Annotated in this window: 17 protein-coding genes; 9 read left to right on the top strand and 8 right to left on the bottom strand. The window is 64.4% G+C overall.

The window, feature by feature from the left end:
• The first annotated feature begins 153 nt into the window (after positions 1-153).
• On the top strand, positions 154-1,626 hold the full coding sequence (locus ACQY8B_RS14920) for an amidase (RefSeq protein ID WP_422087413.1): 1,473 nt from the start codon (positions 154-156) through the stop codon (positions 1,624-1,626).
• Between the two features lie 9 nt (positions 1,627-1,635).
• Here ACQY8B_RS14920 and ACQY8B_RS14915 read toward each other — a convergent pair whose 3' ends face one another.
• The 4 genes from ACQY8B_RS14915 to ACQY8B_RS14900 all read right to left on the bottom strand — a co-directional run bounded on the left by ACQY8B_RS14915 (position 1,636) and on the right by ACQY8B_RS14900 (position 7,694).
• Positions 1,636-2,436, bottom strand: coding sequence for an alpha/beta fold hydrolase (locus ACQY8B_RS14915; RefSeq protein ID WP_422087412.1), 801 nt, complete (start codon positions 2,434-2,436; stop codon positions 1,636-1,638).
• A gap of 5 nt (positions 2,437-2,441) precedes the next feature.
• Complete coding sequence (locus ACQY8B_RS14910; RefSeq protein WP_422089056.1) at positions 2,442-3,281, bottom strand: peptidase; 840 nt, start codon at positions 3,279-3,281, stop codon at positions 2,442-2,444.
• Positions 3,282-3,309: 28 nt separating this feature from the next.
• The gene (gene mutS, locus ACQY8B_RS14905) at positions 3,310-5,940 is read right to left on the bottom strand and encodes a DNA mismatch repair protein MutS (RefSeq protein ID WP_422087411.1); all 2,631 of its coding nucleotides are present in this window, start codon (positions 5,938-5,940) and stop codon (positions 3,310-3,312) included.
• Positions 5,941-6,164: 224 nt separating this feature from the next.
• Positions 6,165-7,694 (bottom strand): sensor domain-containing diguanylate cyclase, encoded by a 1,530-nt coding sequence (locus ACQY8B_RS14900; protein WP_422087410.1) that lies wholly within the window; start codon positions 7,692-7,694, stop codon positions 6,165-6,167.
• 190 nt (positions 7,695-7,884) lie between these two features.
• On the opposite strand from ACQY8B_RS14900, the gene ACQY8B_RS14895 reads away from it, so the two are divergent.
• From ACQY8B_RS14895 to ACQY8B_RS14885, 3 genes are read left to right on the top strand one after another with little or no spacing between them, the layout of a single operon-like run.
• Positions 7,885-8,862, top strand: a complete 978-nt coding sequence (locus ACQY8B_RS14895) for a magnesium and cobalt transport protein CorA (RefSeq protein WP_422087409.1) — start codon at positions 7,885-7,887, stop codon at positions 8,860-8,862.
• Positions 8,863-8,914: 52 nt separating this feature from the next.
• Positions 8,915-9,382, top strand: a complete 468-nt coding sequence (locus ACQY8B_RS14890) for a MarR family winged helix-turn-helix transcriptional regulator (protein WP_422087408.1) — start codon at positions 8,915-8,917, stop codon at positions 9,380-9,382.
• Positions 9,379-10,911, top strand: a complete 1,533-nt coding sequence (locus ACQY8B_RS14885; RefSeq protein ID WP_422087407.1) for a DHA2 family efflux MFS transporter permease subunit — start codon at positions 9,379-9,381, stop codon at positions 10,909-10,911. Before ACQY8B_RS14890 ends, ACQY8B_RS14885 begins: the two co-directional genes overlap by 4 nt.
• Before the next feature lie 131 nt (positions 10,912-11,042).
• On the opposite strand, the gene ACQY8B_RS14880 is transcribed toward ACQY8B_RS14885, so the two are convergent.
• Entirely contained in the window at positions 11,043-11,882 is an 840-nt protein-coding gene (locus ACQY8B_RS14880) for a siderophore-interacting protein (protein ID WP_422087406.1), read from the bottom strand.
• Between the two features lie 46 nt (positions 11,883-11,928).
• Positions 11,929-12,507: a PadR family transcriptional regulator gene (locus ACQY8B_RS14875; RefSeq protein ID WP_422087405.1), complete on the bottom strand. Its 579-nt coding sequence runs from the start codon at positions 12,505-12,507 to the stop codon at positions 11,929-11,931.
• A gap of 228 nt (positions 12,508-12,735) precedes the next feature.
• On the opposite strand from ACQY8B_RS14875, the gene ACQY8B_RS14870 reads away from it, so the two are divergent.
• Together ACQY8B_RS14870 and ACQY8B_RS14865 are read left to right on the top strand one after the other, a co-directional pair.
• A complete protein-coding gene (locus ACQY8B_RS14870) occupies positions 12,736-13,530 on the top strand; it encodes a DUF1266 domain-containing protein (protein ID WP_422087404.1) in 795 nt (264 codons plus the stop codon).
• 97 nt (positions 13,531-13,627) lie between these two features.
• Entirely contained in the window at positions 13,628-14,551 is a 924-nt protein-coding gene (locus ACQY8B_RS14865) for a hypothetical protein (protein WP_422087403.1), read from the top strand.
• A 21-nt stretch (positions 14,552-14,572) separates the two neighbouring features.
• Here the strand turns inward: ACQY8B_RS14865 and ACQY8B_RS14860 are convergent, their stop codons facing one another.
• Together ACQY8B_RS14860 and ACQY8B_RS14855 are read right to left on the bottom strand one after the other, a co-directional pair.
• Positions 14,573-15,445, bottom strand: a complete 873-nt coding sequence (locus ACQY8B_RS14860; RefSeq protein WP_422087402.1) for an HNH endonuclease — start codon at positions 15,443-15,445, stop codon at positions 14,573-14,575.
• Between the two features lie 178 nt (positions 15,446-15,623).
• Complete coding sequence (locus ACQY8B_RS14855; RefSeq protein ID WP_422087401.1) at positions 15,624-16,607, bottom strand: IS5 family transposase; 984 nt, start codon at positions 16,605-16,607, stop codon at positions 15,624-15,626.
• A gap of 614 nt (positions 16,608-17,221) precedes the next feature.
• Between ACQY8B_RS14855 and ACQY8B_RS14850 the strand changes: the two genes are divergently transcribed.
• The 3 genes from ACQY8B_RS14850 (at position 17,222) to ACQY8B_RS14840 (ending at position 19,522) form a co-directional block, all read left to right on the top strand.
• On the top strand, positions 17,222-17,503 hold the full coding sequence (locus ACQY8B_RS14850; protein ID WP_422087400.1) for a hypothetical protein: 282 nt from the start codon (positions 17,222-17,224) through the stop codon (positions 17,501-17,503).
• 93 nt (positions 17,504-17,596) lie between these two features.
• A complete protein-coding gene (locus ACQY8B_RS14845) occupies positions 17,597-18,370 on the top strand; it encodes a hypothetical protein (RefSeq protein WP_422087399.1) in 774 nt (257 codons plus the stop codon).
• Positions 18,371-18,418: 48 nt separating this feature from the next.
• Positions 18,419-19,522, top strand: a complete 1,104-nt coding sequence (locus ACQY8B_RS14840) for a hypothetical protein (protein ID WP_422087398.1) — start codon at positions 18,419-18,421, stop codon at positions 19,520-19,522.
• Positions 19,523-19,661 lie beyond the last annotated feature (139 nt).

Here is a 19,661-nt window from a genome sequence, read left to right as displayed (position 1 = left end):
CGTGCCCTGTGCGCAGGGCGCCGGGTGCTCCCCGCAGCGAAATAAAGGAGGAGGCCGAAGGCCGGGGGACATTCGCGGAGGGGAGTACCCGGTGGCCTGCGCACTCGCCCTGAACCAACAAACCTATCTTGAACACAAACGGAGAACGAAGAAATGACTTTGGCAATGAGCTGGGACGAATGGGCCTCGCATGACGGCATCGGCCTGGCCGAACGGGTCCGCAAGGGCGAAGTGACGGCGGCAGAACTTGCAGCACAGGCCGCCGCCGGCATCGCGAAGGTCAACCCGCAACTGGATGCCGTCGTCGAAGTGTTCGACGACGTGGTGGCCGATCCACTCAAGGACGGCATGAACCCCGAAGGCGTGTTCGCGGGCCTGCCCTACCTCATGAAAGACCTGGGTCCCACCCTCAAGGGCCGGCTGCAGGAATTCGGCTCCATGATGATGCAGGGCCACCGCCCCGCGGCCGACAGCTTCCTCACGCAGCAACTGCGCAAGTCCGGCCTCAACATCGTCGGCCGCAGCACCACCCCCGAGTTCGGCGTGTGCAGCTCAGCCGAAAACTCCATCAGCGTCACCCGCAATCCGTGGGACCTCGAATACACCACCTGCGGCTCGTCCGCCGGCACCGCGGCGGTGGTCGCGGCGGGCGTGCTGCCACTGTCGCACGCCACCGACGGCGGCGGCTCCATCCGCATTCCGGCGGGCGTGAACGGCAACATCGGCCTGAAAGTGTCACGCGGCGTGTTCTCGCTGGCGCCGGGCCTGTCGGACCTGTCAGGCCTGGTGTCGATCCAGGGCTGCCACAGCCGCACCGTGCGCGACACCGCCGCCTTCGTGGACAACGCACGCGGCGGCGCGCCGGGCGAGTTCATGCCCTTCTGGTCGCCGGCCGAGCCGTACAGCGAGCTCATCAAGAAAGACCCCGGCCGCCTGCGCATCGCGCTGTCGCACGAGTGGGGCGATTTCCGCGCCACGCCGCATTTCGTGGCCGAGCTGGAGCGCGTTGGCAAGTTCCTCGAAGGGCTGGGCCATCACGTCGAATGGGCGCTGCCCGAGGTCGACTTCCAGACTGCCTTCGCGGCGCAGACCACCTGCTACATCAGCAACTTCGCTCAGGTCATCGACGGCCACCTGCACCGCCTGGGGCTGGAGCGCCCGCCGGCCGAACTGCTGGAGCCGATCAACATCAAGATCTGGGAAGCGGGCCTGCACACCTCGTACACCGAGCGATCGAAGATGCAGGCGGTGTTCAACACCACCTCGCGCGCCTTCGGCAATTTCTTCCAGCAGTGGGACATCATCCTGACGCCCGTGACCGCGCTGCCCACACCCAAGGTAGGCACCAGCGAGTACCTGACGACGAGCACCAACCCGTCGGTCTACGACTGGTTCGCCAACCTGTGGAAGAACTTCGCCTACACGCCACTGGCCAATCTCTGCGGCATGCCGGGCATCTCGCTGCCGATGGCCTCGCAGGAAAACGGCCTGCCGCTGGGCATCCAGGCGCAGGCCGCGCAGGCTAACGACGGGCTGCTGCTTCAGCTGGCCGCGCAGATCGAGCGGGCGCTGGGTGGCAAGTGGAATGCGGGCGAGCGGCCCGGGGTGCACGTCACCAAGGGCTGACGACGCGGGTCACAGCAGGTTGCGCAGCGCGGCTTCCACGGCCGCGGCTGTGGCCAGCGGCTTTTCCATGGGGAACAGGTGGGTGCCGTCCAGCATGGCGATGCGGCCCTTGGTGACCTGCTGGGTCATCGCCATGCCCACGCGCTTCATCTCAGCCGACTGGCGCCCGCCGATGAATGCGGCCTTGCACTTGAGCGGGTGCGCGCGCAGCAGGGCGCCCAGGTTGTGGGGCAGGGTGTTGTAGATGGCGGTCTCGACGTCGCGGTCGAAGCTCAGTGCCCGCGTGTCGTCGCTGTCGAAGGTGCCGTGGTCGATGTAGTCGTGCAGCACCTGCTCGTCCCACTTCGCGAAGGCCTTCTTGCTGCGGAAGTGCTCGAACACCGCCTCGCGGTGCTCCCAGCTGTTGCGGCGCTTGCGGCTGACGGCGCCGGGCGAAATGCTCTTCATGAGCGGCGTGCGCTTGACCATGTTGAGCGTGTTCGCACGCCAGCCGCCGAGGATGGGCGAATCGATCAGCACCACGCCGCGCGCCAGCTCGGGATGCCGCGCCGCGCACATCAGGCTCAGGAAGCCGCCAAGTGAATGGCCGACAAGAAACACCGGGCCGCCCGCCCGGTCGGCGCGTGCCTTGGCGAAGTCGGCCAGCTGCTGCACCAGGTGCGGCCAGTTGTCGGTAACGGGGTACTTCGGGTCGTGCCCGAATTTCTCGATGGCGTCGACTTCGAAGCCGCGGTTGCGCAGGCTGTCGAGGACGACGCGGTAAGTGCTCGCAGGAAAGCTGTTGCCGTGCGAGAAAACGACGGGAGGCACGGGGTTCAGATGAGCTTTTCGTCTGGCGTGGAAATCTTGCGCAGCGCGCTGTGGCGCGTGGCCGGCATCTTCAGCGGATGCTCGGTGTGGCTGTCGTCCCACACAGGGTCTTCGATGCTGTCGAACACCTCGCGCAGCTTCTGGCCCCAGCTGCTGTGCACCATGCGGTAGTAGGGGTTGTCGGCGTCGATGCAGATCACGCGGTCGGTCTCGAGCTTGTTGGCCTCGTACACCACCAGGTCGAGCGGCAGGCCGACGGACAGGTTCGATTTCATGGTCGAGTCCATCGACACCAGCGCGCACTTGGCGGCTTCGTCCAGCGGGGTCTCGGGGGTGAGCACGCGGTCTAGCACGGGCTTGCCGTATTTCGACTCGCCGACCTGGAAGTAGGGCGTCTCGGTGGTGGCCTCGATGAAGTTGCCGGCCGCATACACCAGGAACAGGCGCATGCCTTCGCCCTTGACCTGCCCGCCGAAGATGAAGGACACGTTGAAGTCCAGCCCCGCATGCTTGAGCGCCTCGGCGTCGCGGTCGTACACATGGCGCACCGCCGAGCCCAGCACGCGGGCGGCGTCGAACATGCTCTTGGCGTTCCAGATGGTGATGGGGTCGCCGGGCGTGCCGTCTTCGCGGGTCTCGCGCAGTTCTTCGATCTGCAGGATTTCGCGCACCGACTGCGAGATGCTCAGGTTGCCCGACGACAGCAGCACCATGACGCGGTCGCCCGGCTGCTCGTAGACGATCATTTTGCGGAAGGTGCTGATGTGGTCCACGCCCGCATTGGTGCGCGAGTCGGAGAGAAACACCAGGCCGGCGTTGAGTTTGATGCCTACGCAGTAAGTCATGGGTTCGTCTTGCATGAACGGTGCCCGATCACGCGGCACCGAGTTCACGTTTATTCAGTTTTTGAAGGGCATACAGGGCATCGAGGGCTTCGCGCGGACTCATGGCGTCAGGGTCGAGCGCAGCCAGCGCGGATTCTACGGCGCTGACCAGCGGCGTCTCGGCCACCGGGGGCGGCGCGAACAGGTCGACCTGCGCGCGGGTCTGCGCATGCTGCGACTCCAGCGCTTCCAGCGCCTGCCGGGCATGGTTGACCACCGCTGCCGGCATGCCGGCGAGCCGCGCCACCTGGATGCCGTAGCTCTTGCTGGCCGGGCCGGGCTGCATTTCATGCAGGAACACGATGTCGCGGCCCGCTTCGGTGGCGCTCACGTGCATGTTCACCGCGCCGTGGTGCGTGGCCGGAAACTCGGTCAGCTCGAAATAGTGGGTGGCGAACAGGGTGAAGGCCTTGCTGCGGTCATGCAACTGGGCCGCGATGCCCGCGGCCAGCGCCAACCCGTCGAAGGTGCTGGTGCCGCGGCCGATTTCGTCCATCAGCACCAGCGACTGGGCCGTGGCGCTGTGCAAGATTTGCGCGGCCTCGGTCATCTCCAGCATGAAGGTCGACTGCGCATTGGCCAGGTCGTCCGCCGCGCCGATGCGGGTGTGGATGGCGTCGATCGGTCCCAGCCGGCAGGCGGCCGCCGGCACGTGCGAGCCGATGGAGGCCAGCAGCACGATGATCGCCACCTGCCGCATGTAGGTCGACTTGCCGCCCATGTTGGGGCCGGTGATGACCTGCATGCGCTGCTGCGGCCCGAGCTGCGTGTCGTTGGCGATGAAGCCGCCCGAAGACTTTTCCGCCAGCCGGGCCTCCACCACCGGATGGCGGCCCTGCGAAATCTCGATGCAGGGGTGCGACACGAAGCTCGGCGCGCGCCAGTGCAGCGTGTGCGAGCGCTCGGCCAGCGCGCACAGCGCGTCGAGCGTGGCAATGCCGCCGGCCAGCTGCGTGAGCGCGGGCACCGAGGGCTGCAGCGCGTCGAGCAGCTGTTCGTAGAGCCACTTCTCGCGGGCCAGTGCGCGGTCTTGCGCGCTCAGGGCCTTGTCCTCGAAGGCCTTCAGCTCCGGCGTGATGAAGCGCTCGGCGTTCTTCAGCGTCTGGCGGCGGCGGTAGTTGTCGGGCACCTTCGAGAGCGCGCTCTGCGTCACCTCGATGTAGAAGCCGTGCACCCGGTTGAACTGCACCCGCAGGTTGCTGATGCCGGTGCGCTCGCGTTCGCTGACTTCGAGCTTGAGCAGGAAGTCGTCGCAGTTCTCGCTGATGGCGCGCAGCTCGTCGAGTTCGGCGTCATGCCCGGTGGCGATGACGCCGCCGTCGCGCACCAGCGCCGACGGGTCGGGCTTGATGGCGCTCGCCAGCAGGTCGGCGCAGCCCGGAGGCGGCGCCAGGCGCTCGGTGATCCGGGCCAGCAGCGCGGCGCCGCCGGGCAGCAGGGGCGCCAGTTGCTCCGCCTTTGCCAGCGCCAGGCGCAGCGCCAGCAGCTCGCGCGGGCGCACCTGCCGCAGCGCGATGCGGGCGGCGATGCGCTCCACGTCGCTGGTGTTCTTGAGCTGCTCGCGCAGCGTGCGCCAGGGCGCCGCCGTGGCGCCGAGCACCGTGGCCTGCAGCGCGCCGATGGCTTCGAGCCGTTCCTGCGCCTCGGAGCGCTCGCGCCGGGGCGACAGCAGCCAGCGCTTCAGCAGCCGGCTGCCCATGCCCGTCATGCAGGTGTCGAGCAGCGAGAACATGGTGGGCGACTCTTCGCCGCGCAGCGTCTGCACCAGCTCGAGGTTGCGGCGCGTGGTGGGCGGCAGCTCGATCAGGTCGCCGTCGCGCTCGACCGAAAGGCGCTGCACGTGCGAGAGCGCGCGGCCCTGCGTGTGCTCGGCGTATCCCAGCAGCGCGGCGGCGGCGGCATGTGCGTTGGTCAGCGATTCGGCGTTCCAGGCGGCCAGGCTGTTGCTGCCCATCTGTTCGGCCAGCTTGCGCTCGCCCAGTCCGCCGTCGAACTGCCACGCAGGGCGGATCGACAGCGTGAAAGGCGTGGCGCTGCGCGCGGCCTTCAAGCGCTGCTCGAAAGCCGGCGTGACCTCGGCGCTGTAGAGCAATTCGCTCGGCGCGATGCGTGCGATCCAGGCTTCGAGCGTGTCGGCCGGACATTCGGCCAGCCGCAGTTCGGCCCCGGTCACGCTGAGCCACGCCAGCCCGCAGAAGTTGCGCGAGCCCGCATGCACCGCGAGCAGCAGCGATTCGCTTTTGTCGTTGAGCAGTTCGGAATCGGTCAGCGTGCCGGGCGTGACCACGCGCACCACCTTGCGCGCGACCGGGCCCTTGCTGGCGCCGACCTCGCCCACCTGCTCGCAGATGGCGACCGATTCGCCCAGCTTGATGAGCCGCGCGAGATAGGTGTCGACCGCGTGAAAGGGCACGCCGCACATCACCACCGGCTGGCCGGCCGACTGGCCGCGCTGGGTGAGCGTGATGTCGAGCAGGCGCGCGGCCTTCTCGGCGTCGCCCCAGAAGAGCTCGTAGAAGTCGCCCATCCGGTAGAACAGCAGGGTGTCCGGATGGTCGGCTTTCAGGCCCAGGTACTGGGCCATCATGGGCGTGTGCGCAGAGACGTCTGTCTTGTTCATTTCAATCAATAACTTGCGATCCGTGCCACCGGTGTGCGGGGCCGGCAGGGCCGGGCGCCATGGAGCGGTCGCCCGCCGCCTCGGGACTGGGGGGCTTGCAGGGGGAGTGCATGGGGAGCGCAGCGCCGGAGCCCGCATGTGCACGGGTGTGCACGGGTGTGCACGGGTGGAAATGCCGGGGCATTTTACGTTCGGCGTGCCTGACCCCCAGGCCGCCGCCGGTGTCAGGCGGCCTGCCGGCCACCCAAGGGCTCTTCATGCCCCATCGCGCGATTGCGCCCGCCTTCCTTGGCCCTGTACAGCGCGCGGTCGGCGGTTTCGATGAGCCGCTGTTCCGCCCCGCTCGCCTGCATGCCCCGCAAGCTGGCCGCGCCGATGCTGAGGGTGACTCGTTCGTGCGGGCTGGCGCCGTGCCGGATGTCGAGCGCGCGAACCCGTCCCAGCAGCAGTTCGGCGACGCTCATGGCGCCCGGCAGCTCGGTGTTGGGCAGGATGATCGCCATTTCCTCGCCGCCGTAGCGCGCCACCAGGTCGCCAGGGCGCTTGACGCCCAGCTGCAATGCATCGGCGACGGCTTTCAGGCATTGGTCGCCGGCCACGTGGCCGTATGTGTCGTTGAAGCGCTTGAAGTAGTCCAGGTCCACCAGCAGCAGCGAAAGGCTCGCCCCTTCCCGGACGGCGCGGCGGCATTCCAGTGACAGCACTTCGTCGAAGCTGCGGCGGTTGGCCAGGCCGGTGAGCTGGTCCTGCGTTGCCAGCACCGCCAGCCGGCGGTTGGCTTGCAACAGGTCCTCTCGCGCTGCCACCAGCGAGGCCTCTGCACTGATCCGGCGGCCGATGTTGACGATCAGCCGCCAACCCACCGCCGCCATGGCCGCAAGCAGGGCTCCCACGACGCCGGTCGTGAGCAGCGCCTGGTGCCTCCAGGCTTTCAGCGCCTCGTCGCGGCCGAGCGTCACGCTGGTGAGCACCGGGTAGCGGTCGCTCTTGCGGAATGCATAGAGCCGTTGCAGGCCGTCGAGGCTGGAGCGGAAAGAGGCCGTGCCCACCGTGCCGGCAAAATGCCGCTGGAAATTGGCCGACCCGGAAAAATCGAGTCCGATGTCTTTTTCTCGATAGGGATAGAGCACCAGCATCTTTCCGTTGTCGGTCGTCAGGCCGATGGTGCCGCTGCTGCCGAGCGCGATGGCGCCGAAGGCGCGCAGGAAATTCTGCAGGCCCAGCCCGACGACGACAACGCCGGAGAACTTTCCCGCGCTGTCTTCAAGGCGCCGGCTCACCGTGATTCCCCATTCGCCGCTGAACGGGTTGCGAAGCGGCGGGCTGATGAAGACATCGTTCGAGCGGTTCTCGCGATGGTGCTTGAAGTAGGCCTGTTTGGCGCTGTTGGTGCCCGCTGGAACGTGCCCCTTGGAGTACAGCAGCCAGTTGCCCTGGGCGTCGAGTACGGCGACGCCGTCGAGCTGGTCGAGCAAGGGCTTCTGGCGTTCGATCAGCGACTGCACGCGCTGCAGATGCTCGTGCCGGTCGTCTTCCGCCTTCAAGGTTTCGGCCACGCCCTGAAGCAGCATGTCGCTTTGGGTGAAGACACCTTCGGCATAGATGTTCAGCGCCTTGGCCAGGTTGAGGTTGTTGGTGTCGGCCATGGCCAGTGTCTGGTCGCGCGCCACCCAGAGCTGCCAGACCGTGGCGGTCGATACTGAAACCATGACGGCCAGCAGCAGCGTTTTCGCAAGACGAATGTCCCGCTTCACTTGTTCGATTCCTCGAACGAACTTGCTTCCATGGCTTTCTCCCCCTCATATATTTATATGTCCATTTGCCAGACGGACGAACGTGAACTCTAGCCGACCAGTCTGAATCCGCCGTGGCACCCGCGCCGGAAGCCGCCGCCGCCTCGTGGCACCATCCAGAACTCCACCAACGTGAATTCCGGGGGTACCGATGCTCATCAACTGCGTCGCCTATGAAAACGGCTCCAAGCTCGCCGACATCTCGGTCGAGGACATCAGCGACTACATCTCCCGGCCCGGCTGCTTTGTCTGGGTGGCGCTGAGCGACGCCTCCGACGAAGAACTCGGCGAGATGCAGAAAGAATTCGGCCTGCACCCGCTGGCCGTGGAAGACGCCCACCACGGCCACCAGCGCCCCAAGGTGGAGGAATACGGCGATTCGCTGTTCGTGGTCATGCACCTGGTGGAGCCCTCGCCCGAGGGCGAGCACTGCACGAACGTGGGCGAGGTCGACGTGTTCGTGGGCAGCAACTACGTGCTGTCGGTGCGCAACCGCAGCCAGCAGGGCTTTCTGGGGGTGCGCGAGCGCTGCGAACGCGAACCCGAGCTGCTGCGCAACGGCGCGGGCTTCGTGCTCTATGCGCTGATGGACGCGGTGGTCGACCGCTACTTTCCGGTGATCGACGCGCTGGAAGTGGAGCTAGAGGCCATCGAGCAGCAGATCTTCGGCCAGGGCGGCGCGGCCCGCGACAAGATCAAGCAGCTGTATGACCTGAAGCGCCGCAGCATGATCCTGAAGCGCGCGGTGGCGCCGCTGCTGGAGGCGGCCGGCAAGATGCACGGCGGGCGGGTGCCGCAGATATGCATGAGCTCGCAGGAATATTTCCGCGACGTGGGCGACCACCTGGGCCGCATCAACGGCTCCATCGACGCGATGCGCGACACCATCGCCACCGCCATCCAGGTGAACCTGTCGATGGTGACCATCGAAGAGAGCGAAGTCACCAAGCGGCTCGCCGCCTGGGCCAGCATCTTCGCGGTGTGCACCGCCTTCGCCGGCATCTGGGGCATGAACTTCGAGAACATGCCGGAGCTGAAATTCCGCTACGGCTACGCGGTGGCGCTGGGGCTCATCCTCAGCACCTGCAGCTACCTGTATTACCGGTTCAGGCGGGCCGGCTGGCTATGAGTCGGCGGGTGCTAATGCCAAACTAATAAACATGTAGATAATCCAGTCCCTTATGAAAAGGGACTTCACCCAGCGTTTCGGCTTCCTCGTCAAGAGCGTGGGCAAGCTCTACAGCGAAGAGTTCGACCGGCTCGCGCGCGAACGCATCGGACTCACCAGCGCCCAGTGCCGCCTGCTCGGCGCGCTGGCCATGCATGACGAAGACGAGCCGCTGTCGCAGGCTGAACTCGCGCAGCGCCTCGACCTCACGCCGATGGCCGTGGCCGGCCTGTGCGACCGCATGGCCGCTGCCGGCTGGATCCGCCGCGAACCCAGCCCGACCGACCGCCGCGTCAACAAGATTCACCTGGAGCCCAGCGCCGAAGAAGCGCTCGACGCCGCGCTGAGCATCAGCGACGGGCTCAACGCCCGCGTGATGGCGGTGCTGTCCCAGGCCGAGCGCGCGCAGCTGCTGGCCCTGCTCGCCAGGGTGCACGGCAGCCTGGTGGACATCACCGCGGGCGGGGGGCAGAAGCCATGAGCGTCGCTCCCGGAACCACGGTGCCGCACCGCGGCATGATCACCATCTCGATCATGCTGGCGACCATCATGCAGGCGCTGGACACCACCATCGCCAACGTGGCGCTGCCGCACATGCAGGGCAGCCTGCAGGCCTCGCAAGACCAGATCACCTGGGTGCTGACCTCGTACATCGTGGCCTCGGCCATCGCGCTGCCGCTGACCGGCTGGCTCTGCGGGCACTGGGGCAGGCGGCGCGTTTTCATCATCTCGGTGATCGGCTTCACCGTGGCTTCGGCGCTGTGCGGGCTCGCGACCTCGCTGGTCGGCATCGTGGCGGCGCGGCTGCTGCAGGGCATCTTCGGCGCGGCGCTGGTGCCGCTTTCTCAGGCGGTGCTGCTCGACATCAACCCGCGCGAGAAGGTCGGCCAGGCCATGGCGATCTGGGGCGCGGGCATCATGGTCGGGCCCATCCTGGGGCCGCTGCTGGGCGGCTGGCTCACCGAGAACTTCGACTGGCGCTGGGTGTTCTTCATCAACCTGCCGGTGGGCATCTTTGCCTTCTGGGGCATTGCGCGATATTTGCCGGAGAGCCGGCCGAAGGGCGAGAAGCTCGACATCTTCGGCTTCGTGACGCTGAGCCTGGCCATCGGCATGCTGCAGCTCTTTCTGGACCGGGGCGAGCAGCTGGACTGGTTCGACTCCTGGGAGATCAAGCTCGAAGCCGCCGCCGCGCTGGTGGCGTTCGGCTTCTTCGTGGTCCACACGTGGACGGTGCAGGGCGTTTCCTTCTTCGACCGCGACCTGCTGAAAGACCGCAACTTCGTCACCGGGCTGCTGTTCGCCTTCATCGTCGGCATGATCCTGTTCGCGACGATGGCGCTGCTGCCCAACTTTTTGCAGGGCCTGATGGGCTACCCGGTGGTCTACACCGGCGAGGTGACGGCGCCGCGCGGCGTCGGCACCATGATCGCTATGATCATCGTGGGGCGGCTGGTGCAGAAGGTGGACGTGCGCGCCATCATGGCCGTGGGCTTCAGCCTCACTGCGTTCTCGCTCTACCAGATGACGCGGCTCACGCTGCAGATGGACAGCACGCTGATCGTCGTCTCGGGCTTCATACAGGGGCTGGGCATCGGCTTCACCTTCGTGCCGCTGTCCACCGCCACCTTCGCCACGCTGGCGCCGAGGTTGCGCAACCAGGGCACGCCCATCTTCAGCCTGCTGCGCAACATCGGCAGCAGCGTGGGCATCTCGATCGTGCAGGCGCTGCTGACCGAAGGCTCGAGCAAGGCGCATGCGCAGATCGCCGCCACCGTGGCGCCGGGCAACCAGGCGCTTTCCACGCTGCCGCAGATGATGTCGCCGGACACGATGACCGGGCTGGCGCTGCTCAATGCCGAGGTGACGCGGCAGGGGGCGCTGGTCGGTTATCTGGACGACTTCGCGATCATGATGATCATCACGGTGCTGGCGATTCCGCTGCTGCTGTTGATTCGCAGCCCCAGGCGGAGTGCGGCGGCGTCGGGCCCGGCGGAAGTGCCGCATTGAATTTCTCCCTCCCCCGCTGGGGGAGGGCAGGGGTGGGGGCATGGCGGCCTATGAACGGCCAGCGGCTTATCGAACGCCGCTTGCCCCCATCCCAGCCTTCCCCCAGCGGGGGAAGGAGCAATACCAGCAGGTCACTCGTCGTGGGAGTCGTGCGTCGCCACCGCGCCGAGGCGCCAGTAGCCCGAGGCCCGCGTCCATTTCGGATTCGCGCCGCGCTCGCCCACCAGATGCGCGCGCAGCGCCTTGGCGATGGCCGATTCGCAGCCCACCCACGCATGAAAGTCGCCGGCCGGCAGCTTCGCGGCCTTCAGCGCGTCGAGCAGCGCAGGGCTGGTGCCCGGCTCGGCGCCGCGCCGGTGCACCCAGTGCAGCGTGAGTTCGGCGCGGGTCTCGAAGGGCAGTTCGTCGGCTTCGCTGTCGACCTCCGCCAGCACCACCACGCGCGCGCCGGCCGGCAGCTCGGCCAGGCGGCGCGAGATGGCGGGCAGGGCGGTGTCGTCGCCGATCAGCAGGTGCCAGTCGAATTCTGTCGGCACGATGAACGAGCCGCGCGGGCCGCCCACGCCGAGGACGTCGCCGGGCTTGGCCTGCTCCGCCCACTGCGTGGCGGGGCCGGCGTCGTGCAGCGCGAAGTCGATTTCCAGCGTGCCGGCCTTGGCGTCGTGGCGGCGCGGCGTGTAGTCGCGCATGGTGGGGCGGCCGCTTGCGGGCCACACCGGGCCTTCGGGGCCGGCGGTCGGCAGCGTGAGCTTGCCGGTGGCGGCGTCGGGAAAGAAGATCTTGGCGTGGTCGTCGAAGCCGGGGCTGTTGAAGCCCGCGAGGTCGTCGCCGGCGAGCGTCACGCGGATCAGGTGCGGCGTTACGCGTTCCACGGTCTTGACCGTGAGCTGGCGAAAGCGCAGTTCATGCCGCACCCGGCGCGGCGTGCGGTCGGGTGCGGAAGTGGTTGGCGAAGTACTGAAGTCAGTCATTGCATGAATCCTGTGGGAACAGGGCGGGTTGAGATTCGGTGGTGGCTCAGATCTTGTCGATCTGCTGTGCGGCGCTGTCGAGCACGGCGGCAAAGTCGTGCGCCTGCTGCTCGGTGAGCGGCGCGCCCGACAGGCGCATGCGCATGGCGAGCTTGAGGTTCTCGATGGCGCGCGTGACTTGCGGCGGGCGTCCGCCGCGCGGGCCGGCGCCGTCGACGCCACCGCTCATGCGGGCCATCATGGCGTCGGCCATCTCGCGGTTGGCCGCAAGAAATTCCTGCCCGCTGGCGGTGATGCTGTAGCGCTTGCGGCCGCCGTTGTCGGCGGTTTCCACGCTCAGGTAGCCCAGCTCCTCGAGCAGCGTGAGGGTGGGGTACACCACGCCGGGGCTCGGCGCGTAGCTGCCGCCGAGGCGGTCTTCGATGGCCTTGATCAATTCGTAGCCGTGGGCCGGCTTGTCGGCAATGAGCTGCAGCAGCACGAAGCGCAGGCCGCCGTGGCCGAACACGCGGCCGCCGGCACCGCCGCCGCGCCCGCCACGGTGTCCGCGACCGCCGGAGAGGCCGTCTTCATGCTCGCCGCGCGCGGTGCGGCAGTGGTGGTGGCCGAAGTGGAAATGTCTCATGGTGGGCATCCTTTTCGATGTATGTCGGAAATTATTTTAGATATATCTAAATAAAAGTCAAATCGATACCCGACACCGGGTTGCGGCCTCGTCCGGAGCGCTGGAACGAAGAATTCATCGGATGTCCGACAGCCCGTTCTGGTTAACATCTGCCGTTCCTTGGGCTGCGGCGTGCCCGCCACGCCAACCCGGTCCATTTGGCTTCGATCACAGGGAGGTTCAATGGGGATGATGGAGACCCTCGGCCACGCGCTGATGGACAACGACAAGCTTCACTTCGACACCGCCGAGGTGCTCACAAGCGAAGAGCAATGGCTGGTCACACTCAGTGCGCCGCTGTCTGCTTTCAACGGCGACTTCGTGAACGCGGTGGCTACCGGCAAGGACAGCGACGTGCTGCGCGAGGGCATCGCCGACGTCTGGAGCGTGCACGACCGCGCCAGCTTCGAGCAGACCGCCCGATGGCTGGTCGACGAGGGCCAGCGCTCGGCCTACCGCCCGCTGTGGAATGCCGTGGCTGCCATCGACACCGCCACGCGAGAAACGCCCATGCTGCTCCGGATGGCGATGGAAGCCTTCTTCCCCGCGTTCTTCCAGATCAAGGCGCGCAAGAGCCTTGACTATCGCCAGCTCGCCGCGCAGAGCGGCAAGTCGACACAGGAGCTGGCAGCGTTGATGACGGGCAGCCCGAGCTGGGTCGAGGCCCTGCGCAAGCACTTCCAGGTCTCCGCGGCCGATGTGCCCAATCTGGTCGCCTGGGACGCCGTGCGCCTTGCCAGCCTCTCGCGCTGGGCGGTGCAGCTCGGCTACATCGAGCGCGCCGAGTTCGCGGGCTTCGCCGGCGGCCTGGCCGCGCAGGTGCGCGAGGCCTACACCAGCTGGTCGCAGGTGAGCGCCGCATACATAGCGGGCGGGCTCATCTGGAAATACTCCGATGCGCGCGAAGAGCATCTGCTTCGCACCAACCGCATGCTGCTGAGCGATGCGCGCAGCCCCTACCGCAGCGTGCCGTTCGCCGGCTGAAGCGGCGCCTGATGCACCCACGCCCGCATCCACCGGCAGCCTTGCCGGGCGATGCGGCATACTCCCCACCCCCTCAAACTCACCAGAATTCCACTGAATGGACAAGGAAGTCGACCCCCGCGTACTCACTGTGATCGACGAGATGCGGCTCTCGGGCCCACGGCTCACACCGGTCGAAATCGTTGCAAAAATGGGTGTGTTCGACGCTCGCGACAAGCCCTTCGAGCATGCCTGGCTGGCCACCGGCGACAACATCATCGCCACCATCTGGGCCGAATGGGTGAACGTGGCGGCCAACGGGCGCTGGTTCTACCTCGAGTCGCTCGACGTGCACCACCGCGCCGGCGGCGGCGAACGCAACGCACAACAAATACAGCGCGCCAAAGACCGGCTCGCGCTGCTCAAGCGCAGCTATGACAGCGGCAGCGGCTTCCGCGCCGTGGTGCAGACCAACCGCATCGCCATCCTCGAAGTCGAAAGCAACAAGGACGCCAAGGTGTCCACCCGCGTGCGCGACGACGACGAATGGCACGTCGCCAGCTGGGAGCCCGAGCACAAGCTGGCCGTGCTCGTGCGCGGCCCGCAGGGCTGGACGCCCACCGACGCCGAAGTGCAGGCCGCCAGGGCGCGCGGCAACGTGCCGCAGCCCATCTCGACCACGGCCAATGCAGCCGCGGCAGGCGGCGGCGACAAGGCATCGCCCGAGCAGGTGCAGGCTGCGGCTCTCGAATACGTCGTCAAGCACTTCACCGGCTACGGCTACAAGGCCGAGAACATGACCGGCAAGGGCTTCGACCTCGAAGTGTCCAACGCCAAGGGCCAGACCCTGTTGCGCGTGGTCGTCAAGGGCACCGCGCCCGGCGTGCCCAGCTTCAAGCTCAGCAAGGAAGAAAGCGACTGCTCCGTGCGCGAGGCGCTGTGGCGCCTGCTGGTGGTGACCGATGCCGGCAGCGGCGTGGCGCAGCACAAGATCTACAAGCCGACGGAGATCAGTTCGGCGCCGGGGTTTGATCCGGCTTGATCGAAGAGCAAGCTAGATCGCTCACTCCTCCATTGAATACCACGATTGATAGCGACCGGAGGTGATTGCTCCACCATCTCGCTTCTCGTGCTGATTGCACGGCGCACATAGCAACTGCAAGTTTGTGATGTCGTTGAGGCCCCATCCCGACAATGGGACGATGTGATCGAAATTCTCGAAATTTTCGAGGCTCACCAGTCCGCTGAGATCCTTTCCACAAAGGACACACTGGCCACGATCTCGAAAAAACACGGCGCGCTGGGCCCACCTCGGTGGGCGCACTCTCGCCAACGTTCCGCTGGGAGCGAGAAGCGATCGATCAAGCCCTTCGACACGATCCCAATGTCCCTGACTTAGGATTCCTGATGCATAGTCGTTGAACATCAACATGAGTTCGCGGTTCTGAAAAAGGACATGAAAGACCTCATCGACCGTCTGCTTCATGAGGTCCTCGTATGCCGCTGATATCCAGATCTCGTTCATGAAGTCATAGATGTCGTTCGCATCGGCATCTTCGAATGCCTTGCCAATGTCGGCCAAGTATTCAAAGAAGCTTTGATGATCGATCCCGTGATGACTGAAAGCCTCTTCGATCGGCAATTTATGGGGCTTGAGATCGGAGATCGCTGCAGGAATCCCCTTTAGAGACTTATATATCCGCTTGTTCTTGTCGATGTCGAACTCGTCGGCTTGATCGGAGTGAAAGCCACGGACAACGTACTCGATGAACTGATGGAAGACTGAATACCGCTGATAGGGTGCCAACCAGCTCGCCCATTGCTCATCGCAATGAAAGCCTTCTAGCAGCAAGGCGTTGTCCAACGTGTTTTTTAAGAACTCGTCCACGACAGCGCACATGTTGTAGGTCTCGTAGAACTTGGCGACTATGTGCATGGTTTTCTCCTGCTCAGCTAGGGATTGTCTGCAAAACGCGATTTGCGATCGCGGCTGAATGAATAGTGTGGTGGCGAGCCATTGCGGCCATCAGATCGGGCAGCCCCAGCATCGATCTGCTGCGTCAGACGCTCCTCATGCGGGCTTGGCGAGCCCGATTCGAGTGTTGCAGGCGCACTCATCCCCGGGCCTGTATCAACCGCTTGCGCGCCATCCACAGGTTCGACAGCGCGAACAGCGTGACGATCTGCGCGGTGTTCTTCATCAAGCCTCGGTAGCGAACCTTCGTGAACCCGAACTGCTGCTTGATCACTCGGAACGGGTGCTCGACCTTGGCTCGGATGCTGGCCTTCATCTTCTCCACTCGCTCGGCCACGAACTCGGGTTCGATGAACGGATTCAGCAGCCTGCGTTTGCCCGGGCGCATCGCCACGTGCCAGGTCGGCCCCGCGGCCTCCGGTCGCTTGTGCACGCCTTGATAGCCCGAGTCACCGAATGCCGCGTGCTCATCGCCGTGCAGAAGCGCACCAGCGACGTTGATGTCGCTGACGTTCGCCGCTGTCCCCACTACCGTATGCACCAGGCCCGACGCGGCGTCTACACCAATATGCGCCTTCATCCCGAAGTACCACTGGTTGCCCTTCTTGACCTGATGCATCTCGGGATCACGTTCGCCTTCGGCGTTCTTGGTCGAGCTGGGCGCCGCGATCAACGTAGCGTCCACGGCCGTTCCCGTGCGCAGCATCAGGCCCTTGGCCTGCAGGATGTCGTTGACCACGCGCAGCATGTCGACGGCCAGGTCATGAGCCTCCAGCAGATGACGGAACCGCAGGATGGTGGTCTCGTCGGGCAGACGGCTCGCGCCATCCCCCAGGCCGGCAAACTCCCGATACAGGGGCACGTCGTGCAGCGCCTCTTCCATGGCTGGATCACTCAGCCCGAACCACTGCTGCAAGTAGTGAATCCGCAGCATCGTCTCGATGGCAAAGGGCGGGCGCCCCGTCTTGGCCCGTGGACTGTGCGGCTCGACGATCTGCACCAGCGCGCCCCATGGAACCACCCGATCCATTTCATCGAGGAACTCGCGCTTGCGCGTCTTCTTCGTCGACAGGTTCAGGCCCAAGCCGAGTTGACTCGGCGGCACTACGCGTTTAGCAATCATGGGTTCAGATCATGCAAGGCTCGGGCCGGTTTTGCAGACCATCCCTAGAGGCGATAGCGCATTGACTCAGGCCAGCCTCCGACCGACTGGCGTTGCTGCCAGTGTCGTTCAAAGTCCCGTTCAGGGGGCGGATCGTCGCTGCTGGCCTTGTTGTCTGCATGCTTGACTCGTGTTGTTCAGCCAACGATTCGGCGAATGCAGCTGAATCAGGTCTACGAACCAAGTCGTTGCAGATGGCCAGCTGCGAGCGGTCATGGCCGCGGAACGCGCGCTAACTGTCATAGCTTTGTGTCTCGCTGTAGTCCCCGGCAGATATCTCGCCGATTCGAGAAGTCCTCGACGAATTCTTTTCTCTTGCGCGGCTTCGCTTCTCTACAGTGAATGCCCTGCCGCAAGACGCCCCTCCTTGTGGGCTACGAACACTGATCGTGAAAGGAGCTCTCCCCAACAGCTGACCAAGTGAACTGATGAACCGCCTACCTCACGGCGGGTTGCCGGTGCTCCTCGGTGCACTGGTGCGAACGTGAGGCACAAAAGGCGACGGCCAGGGTGCGGAAACACCCTGACCGTCTGACCACATGACGTGCACCAACTTTCGAAAGCAAGCACACCAAATGGCTAAGCGAATTATGGCCGGGCGTTCCACGCCCAAATCTTCCCGCCGCAGCACACTCGGCACCACCAAGCCCACCGCGCCCACCCCGACGCCCGACGAGGCAAGGGAACTACTCGAAATCAAACTAGCGCAGCTGAACTCGCTGCTGTGGTGCTGCTATGGCGACGGCAATGGATGGTTCGAGGAGGCGGGGGAGAGGCATCGGGATCACATGCTTTGGATTGCTGCGGATTTGGCAAGGGATGCGGAGATGTTGTTGCAAGAGAGCGGACTGGGATAAGGCGCTCGGGATCGGCTGATCGGAAGGGCATCCCACAAAAGCGGGATGCCCCAGAACTTTCCTCTCAGCTAACGTGCGCCGAGGAGGGTTCCTATGCCGATCCCAAACTTGTTCTATGGGCATCAAGATGCCCTGATGCGCGGTGCGTCTCCAACAGCACTCGCTGTGGGCGACTCCTGGTTCTGGTATCCGTTCGACAACCTGCTCGGCGAGATTGCGACGCGCCGCGTTTTGCAGTCGATAGTCGTGGCTGGCTACAACGGCTCAGAGGCTTCGGAGTGGCAGAGCAAGTACGCCGATTCGATCAAGGCCACTTTCCATTTCTATGCGCGCGGCCCTCTGGTCAAGGTGCTCTTACTCAGCGGTGGCGGAAACGACATCGTGGGGCAGAAGAATTTTCCGAAACTGATCAAGGCCAATTGCTCGGCCTGTCAGACGGTTCCGTCTTGCTACTCGGATGGGCAGCCTTCGACAGCACTCGACAAGATCATCGGCCATTACCGTAGGCTGATCAAACTCTTCAGAACCTATAACCAAACTGCCGCAGTCGTACTCCACAACTATGACGACGCTTACGCGACCGGTGAGGGCGTTTTTGGTCCGGCGGATTGGCTCAAGGTGCCGATGGAGAAATGCCAAGTCCCTACCTCCTTGCGCAGGGAACTCTTCGCAGATCTTGTAGCTGCCTTTGGTAAAGCGCAGGACGTATTGGCGGCAGAGCCTGGATTGGGAAAGATTGTCGCGCTGAAGACGACAGGTACTTTGGCGGAGGATCAATGGGCCAATGAGTTGCATCCCACACCTGAGGGGTTTCAACGACTCGCAGAGTTGAAGTTTTTGCCAGTGCTGGATGCCGTTTGGCAGTAGTCAGCGCAGGGCTGTAAAAGAAACGCAAAGAAGTACGGAGACTGAAAGATGCACGGGACAGCGGCAAGCCTAGCCATAGCGGCATTCCTGTTGATGCCGGGTGCATCTTTTGCCTTTGAGCTATCCCCGGACGGAACATCCTTCGAGAAAAAACTTGCGAAGAAGGGGCAGCCGACCGGAGATAAGTTGCTCAGCAAGATCGCAGACTTGGGCGTTCGAAAGTTCGGAAGTCCGGTCCACGAGGAGATTGCAAACCGGTCATTGGATTGCGATGGTGACGCCGACATTTGCGCCGACCCTGATTGGGATCCGGCGCAGGCCTATGTGCTCTCTGGAGTGCGTTGGAATGACGACCCGCCATTCCGGTTCGAGTCTTCATTTGGCAAGTATGGAGGATGCAAGCCCGGAGACACGGTGCGTCTTGTAGTGCAACCGGAGTGCTGGGGGCGAGTGTTCTATGACGGTAAGAAGAGGGCTGCTCGCGGTGAAGTATTGAACGCCAAGACGGCGCCGCTACTTGTGCGGTCCCACTTCGGAGACATGCAGTTTCTTCACGCAATGGGCTCGGTCGATGGTGAGTCGCCGGACATCACCTACGCGCGCATCATGATGTGGGCCGAGTTCACGTGGAAGGTCGCGACCAAAAAGATCCCCGCCAATGGCATCGTTGCGAATCAAGGCGTGGTGGGCATTCGCGATGTCTTCGGTATGAACGGCTGGAGCGTGCAAGACCTTTTTGCACTAGGCAATCCGAACATCAGAAAACCTTCCTATCTAGGTGCGGTCGCGTTTGGAAGTCTTCTGCACACTGTTCAGGATTCGTTTTCTCGCGCGCATGTCGAGCGGGAACAAGTCACGAAGGGGGCAAAGTGCTCGGGCGCCGCAAGTGACTACGCAGCGCCAGGGCAGATCAGAGAATTCCACTCCTACAGCCACCAGGATGCAGACAAGCATTCCGCGGCAGATGTTCGCGCTGCGTTCTCAGTCCATTGGTCTTCTGGGCCGCCGACAGCGGTAGATGTTGGAAGAGTTCTTGCGCAGTTCTATGACCGTCAAGCGGATTGGCTTGAGGTTCAGCCGTATGTCGAATGCGTGTTTCGGTTGGCCCCAACTGTGACGGTTGCGTCGCCCGGTGATTATGTGACTGATTGATGCAAATTCATCAAACACTCAAATTATTTGAAACGACTGTTCGGGAGTCACGCATTCAGTCTGGCTAGGAAAAATAAAACGGATTGAAAAATTTTTGTCGAAGGGAAAAGTGGTGGACGCTAATAGATCAAAGCTCGTA

Origin of the sequence: Variovorax sp., from assembly GCF_965279555.1 — a bacterium.
Classification (GTDB): domain Bacteria; phylum Pseudomonadota; class Gammaproteobacteria; order Burkholderiales; family Burkholderiaceae_C; genus Variovorax.
This window is presented reverse-complemented; position numbering and strand designations above follow the sequence as displayed.

What these genes read in the sequence shown, in the direction of transcription:
- ACQY8B_RS14885 (WP_422087407.1), top strand. Translation starts at nt 9,379, where the DNA reads ATGAGCGTCGCTCCCGGAACCACGGTGCCGCACCGCGGCATGATCACC.
- mutS (WP_422087411.1), bottom strand. Translation starts at nt 5,940, where the DNA reads ATGAACAAGACAGACGTCTCTGCGCACACGCCCATGATGGCCCAGTAC.
- ACQY8B_RS14850 (WP_422087400.1), top strand. Translation starts at nt 17,222, where the DNA reads ATGGCTAAGCGAATTATGGCCGGGCGTTCCACGCCCAAATCTTCCCGC.
- ACQY8B_RS14845 (WP_422087399.1), top strand. Translation starts at nt 17,597, where the DNA reads ATGCCGATCCCAAACTTGTTCTATGGGCATCAAGATGCCCTGATGCGC.
- ACQY8B_RS14875 (WP_422087405.1), bottom strand. Translation starts at nt 12,507, where the DNA reads ATGAGACATTTCCACTTCGGCCACCACCACTGCCGCACCGCGCGCGGC.
- ACQY8B_RS14855 (WP_422087401.1), bottom strand. Translation starts at nt 16,607, where the DNA reads ATGATTGCTAAACGCGTAGTGCCGCCGAGTCAACTCGGCTTGGGCCTG.
- ACQY8B_RS14870 (WP_422087404.1), top strand. Translation starts at nt 12,736, where the DNA reads ATGATGGAGACCCTCGGCCACGCGCTGATGGACAACGACAAGCTTCAC.
- ACQY8B_RS14840 (WP_422087398.1), top strand. Translation starts at nt 18,419, where the DNA reads ATGCACGGGACAGCGGCAAGCCTAGCCATAGCGGCATTCCTGTTGATG.
- ACQY8B_RS14895 (WP_422087409.1), top strand. Translation starts at nt 7,885, where the DNA reads ATGCTCATCAACTGCGTCGCCTATGAAAACGGCTCCAAGCTCGCCGAC.
- ACQY8B_RS14890 (WP_422087408.1), top strand. Translation starts at nt 8,915, where the DNA reads ATGAAAAGGGACTTCACCCAGCGTTTCGGCTTCCTCGTCAAGAGCGTG.
- ACQY8B_RS14920 (WP_422087413.1), top strand. Translation starts at nt 154, where the DNA reads ATGACTTTGGCAATGAGCTGGGACGAATGGGCCTCGCATGACGGCATC.
- ACQY8B_RS14910 (WP_422089056.1), bottom strand. Translation starts at nt 3,281, where the DNA reads ATGACTTACTGCGTAGGCATCAAACTCAACGCCGGCCTGGTGTTTCTC.
- ACQY8B_RS14865 (WP_422087403.1), top strand. Translation starts at nt 13,628, where the DNA reads ATGGACAAGGAAGTCGACCCCCGCGTACTCACTGTGATCGACGAGATG.
- ACQY8B_RS14880 (WP_422087406.1), bottom strand. Translation starts at nt 11,882, where the DNA reads ATGACTGACTTCAGTACTTCGCCAACCACTTCCGCACCCGACCGCACG.
- ACQY8B_RS14860 (WP_422087402.1), bottom strand. Translation starts at nt 15,445, where the DNA reads ATGCACATAGTCGCCAAGTTCTACGAGACCTACAACATGTGCGCTGTC.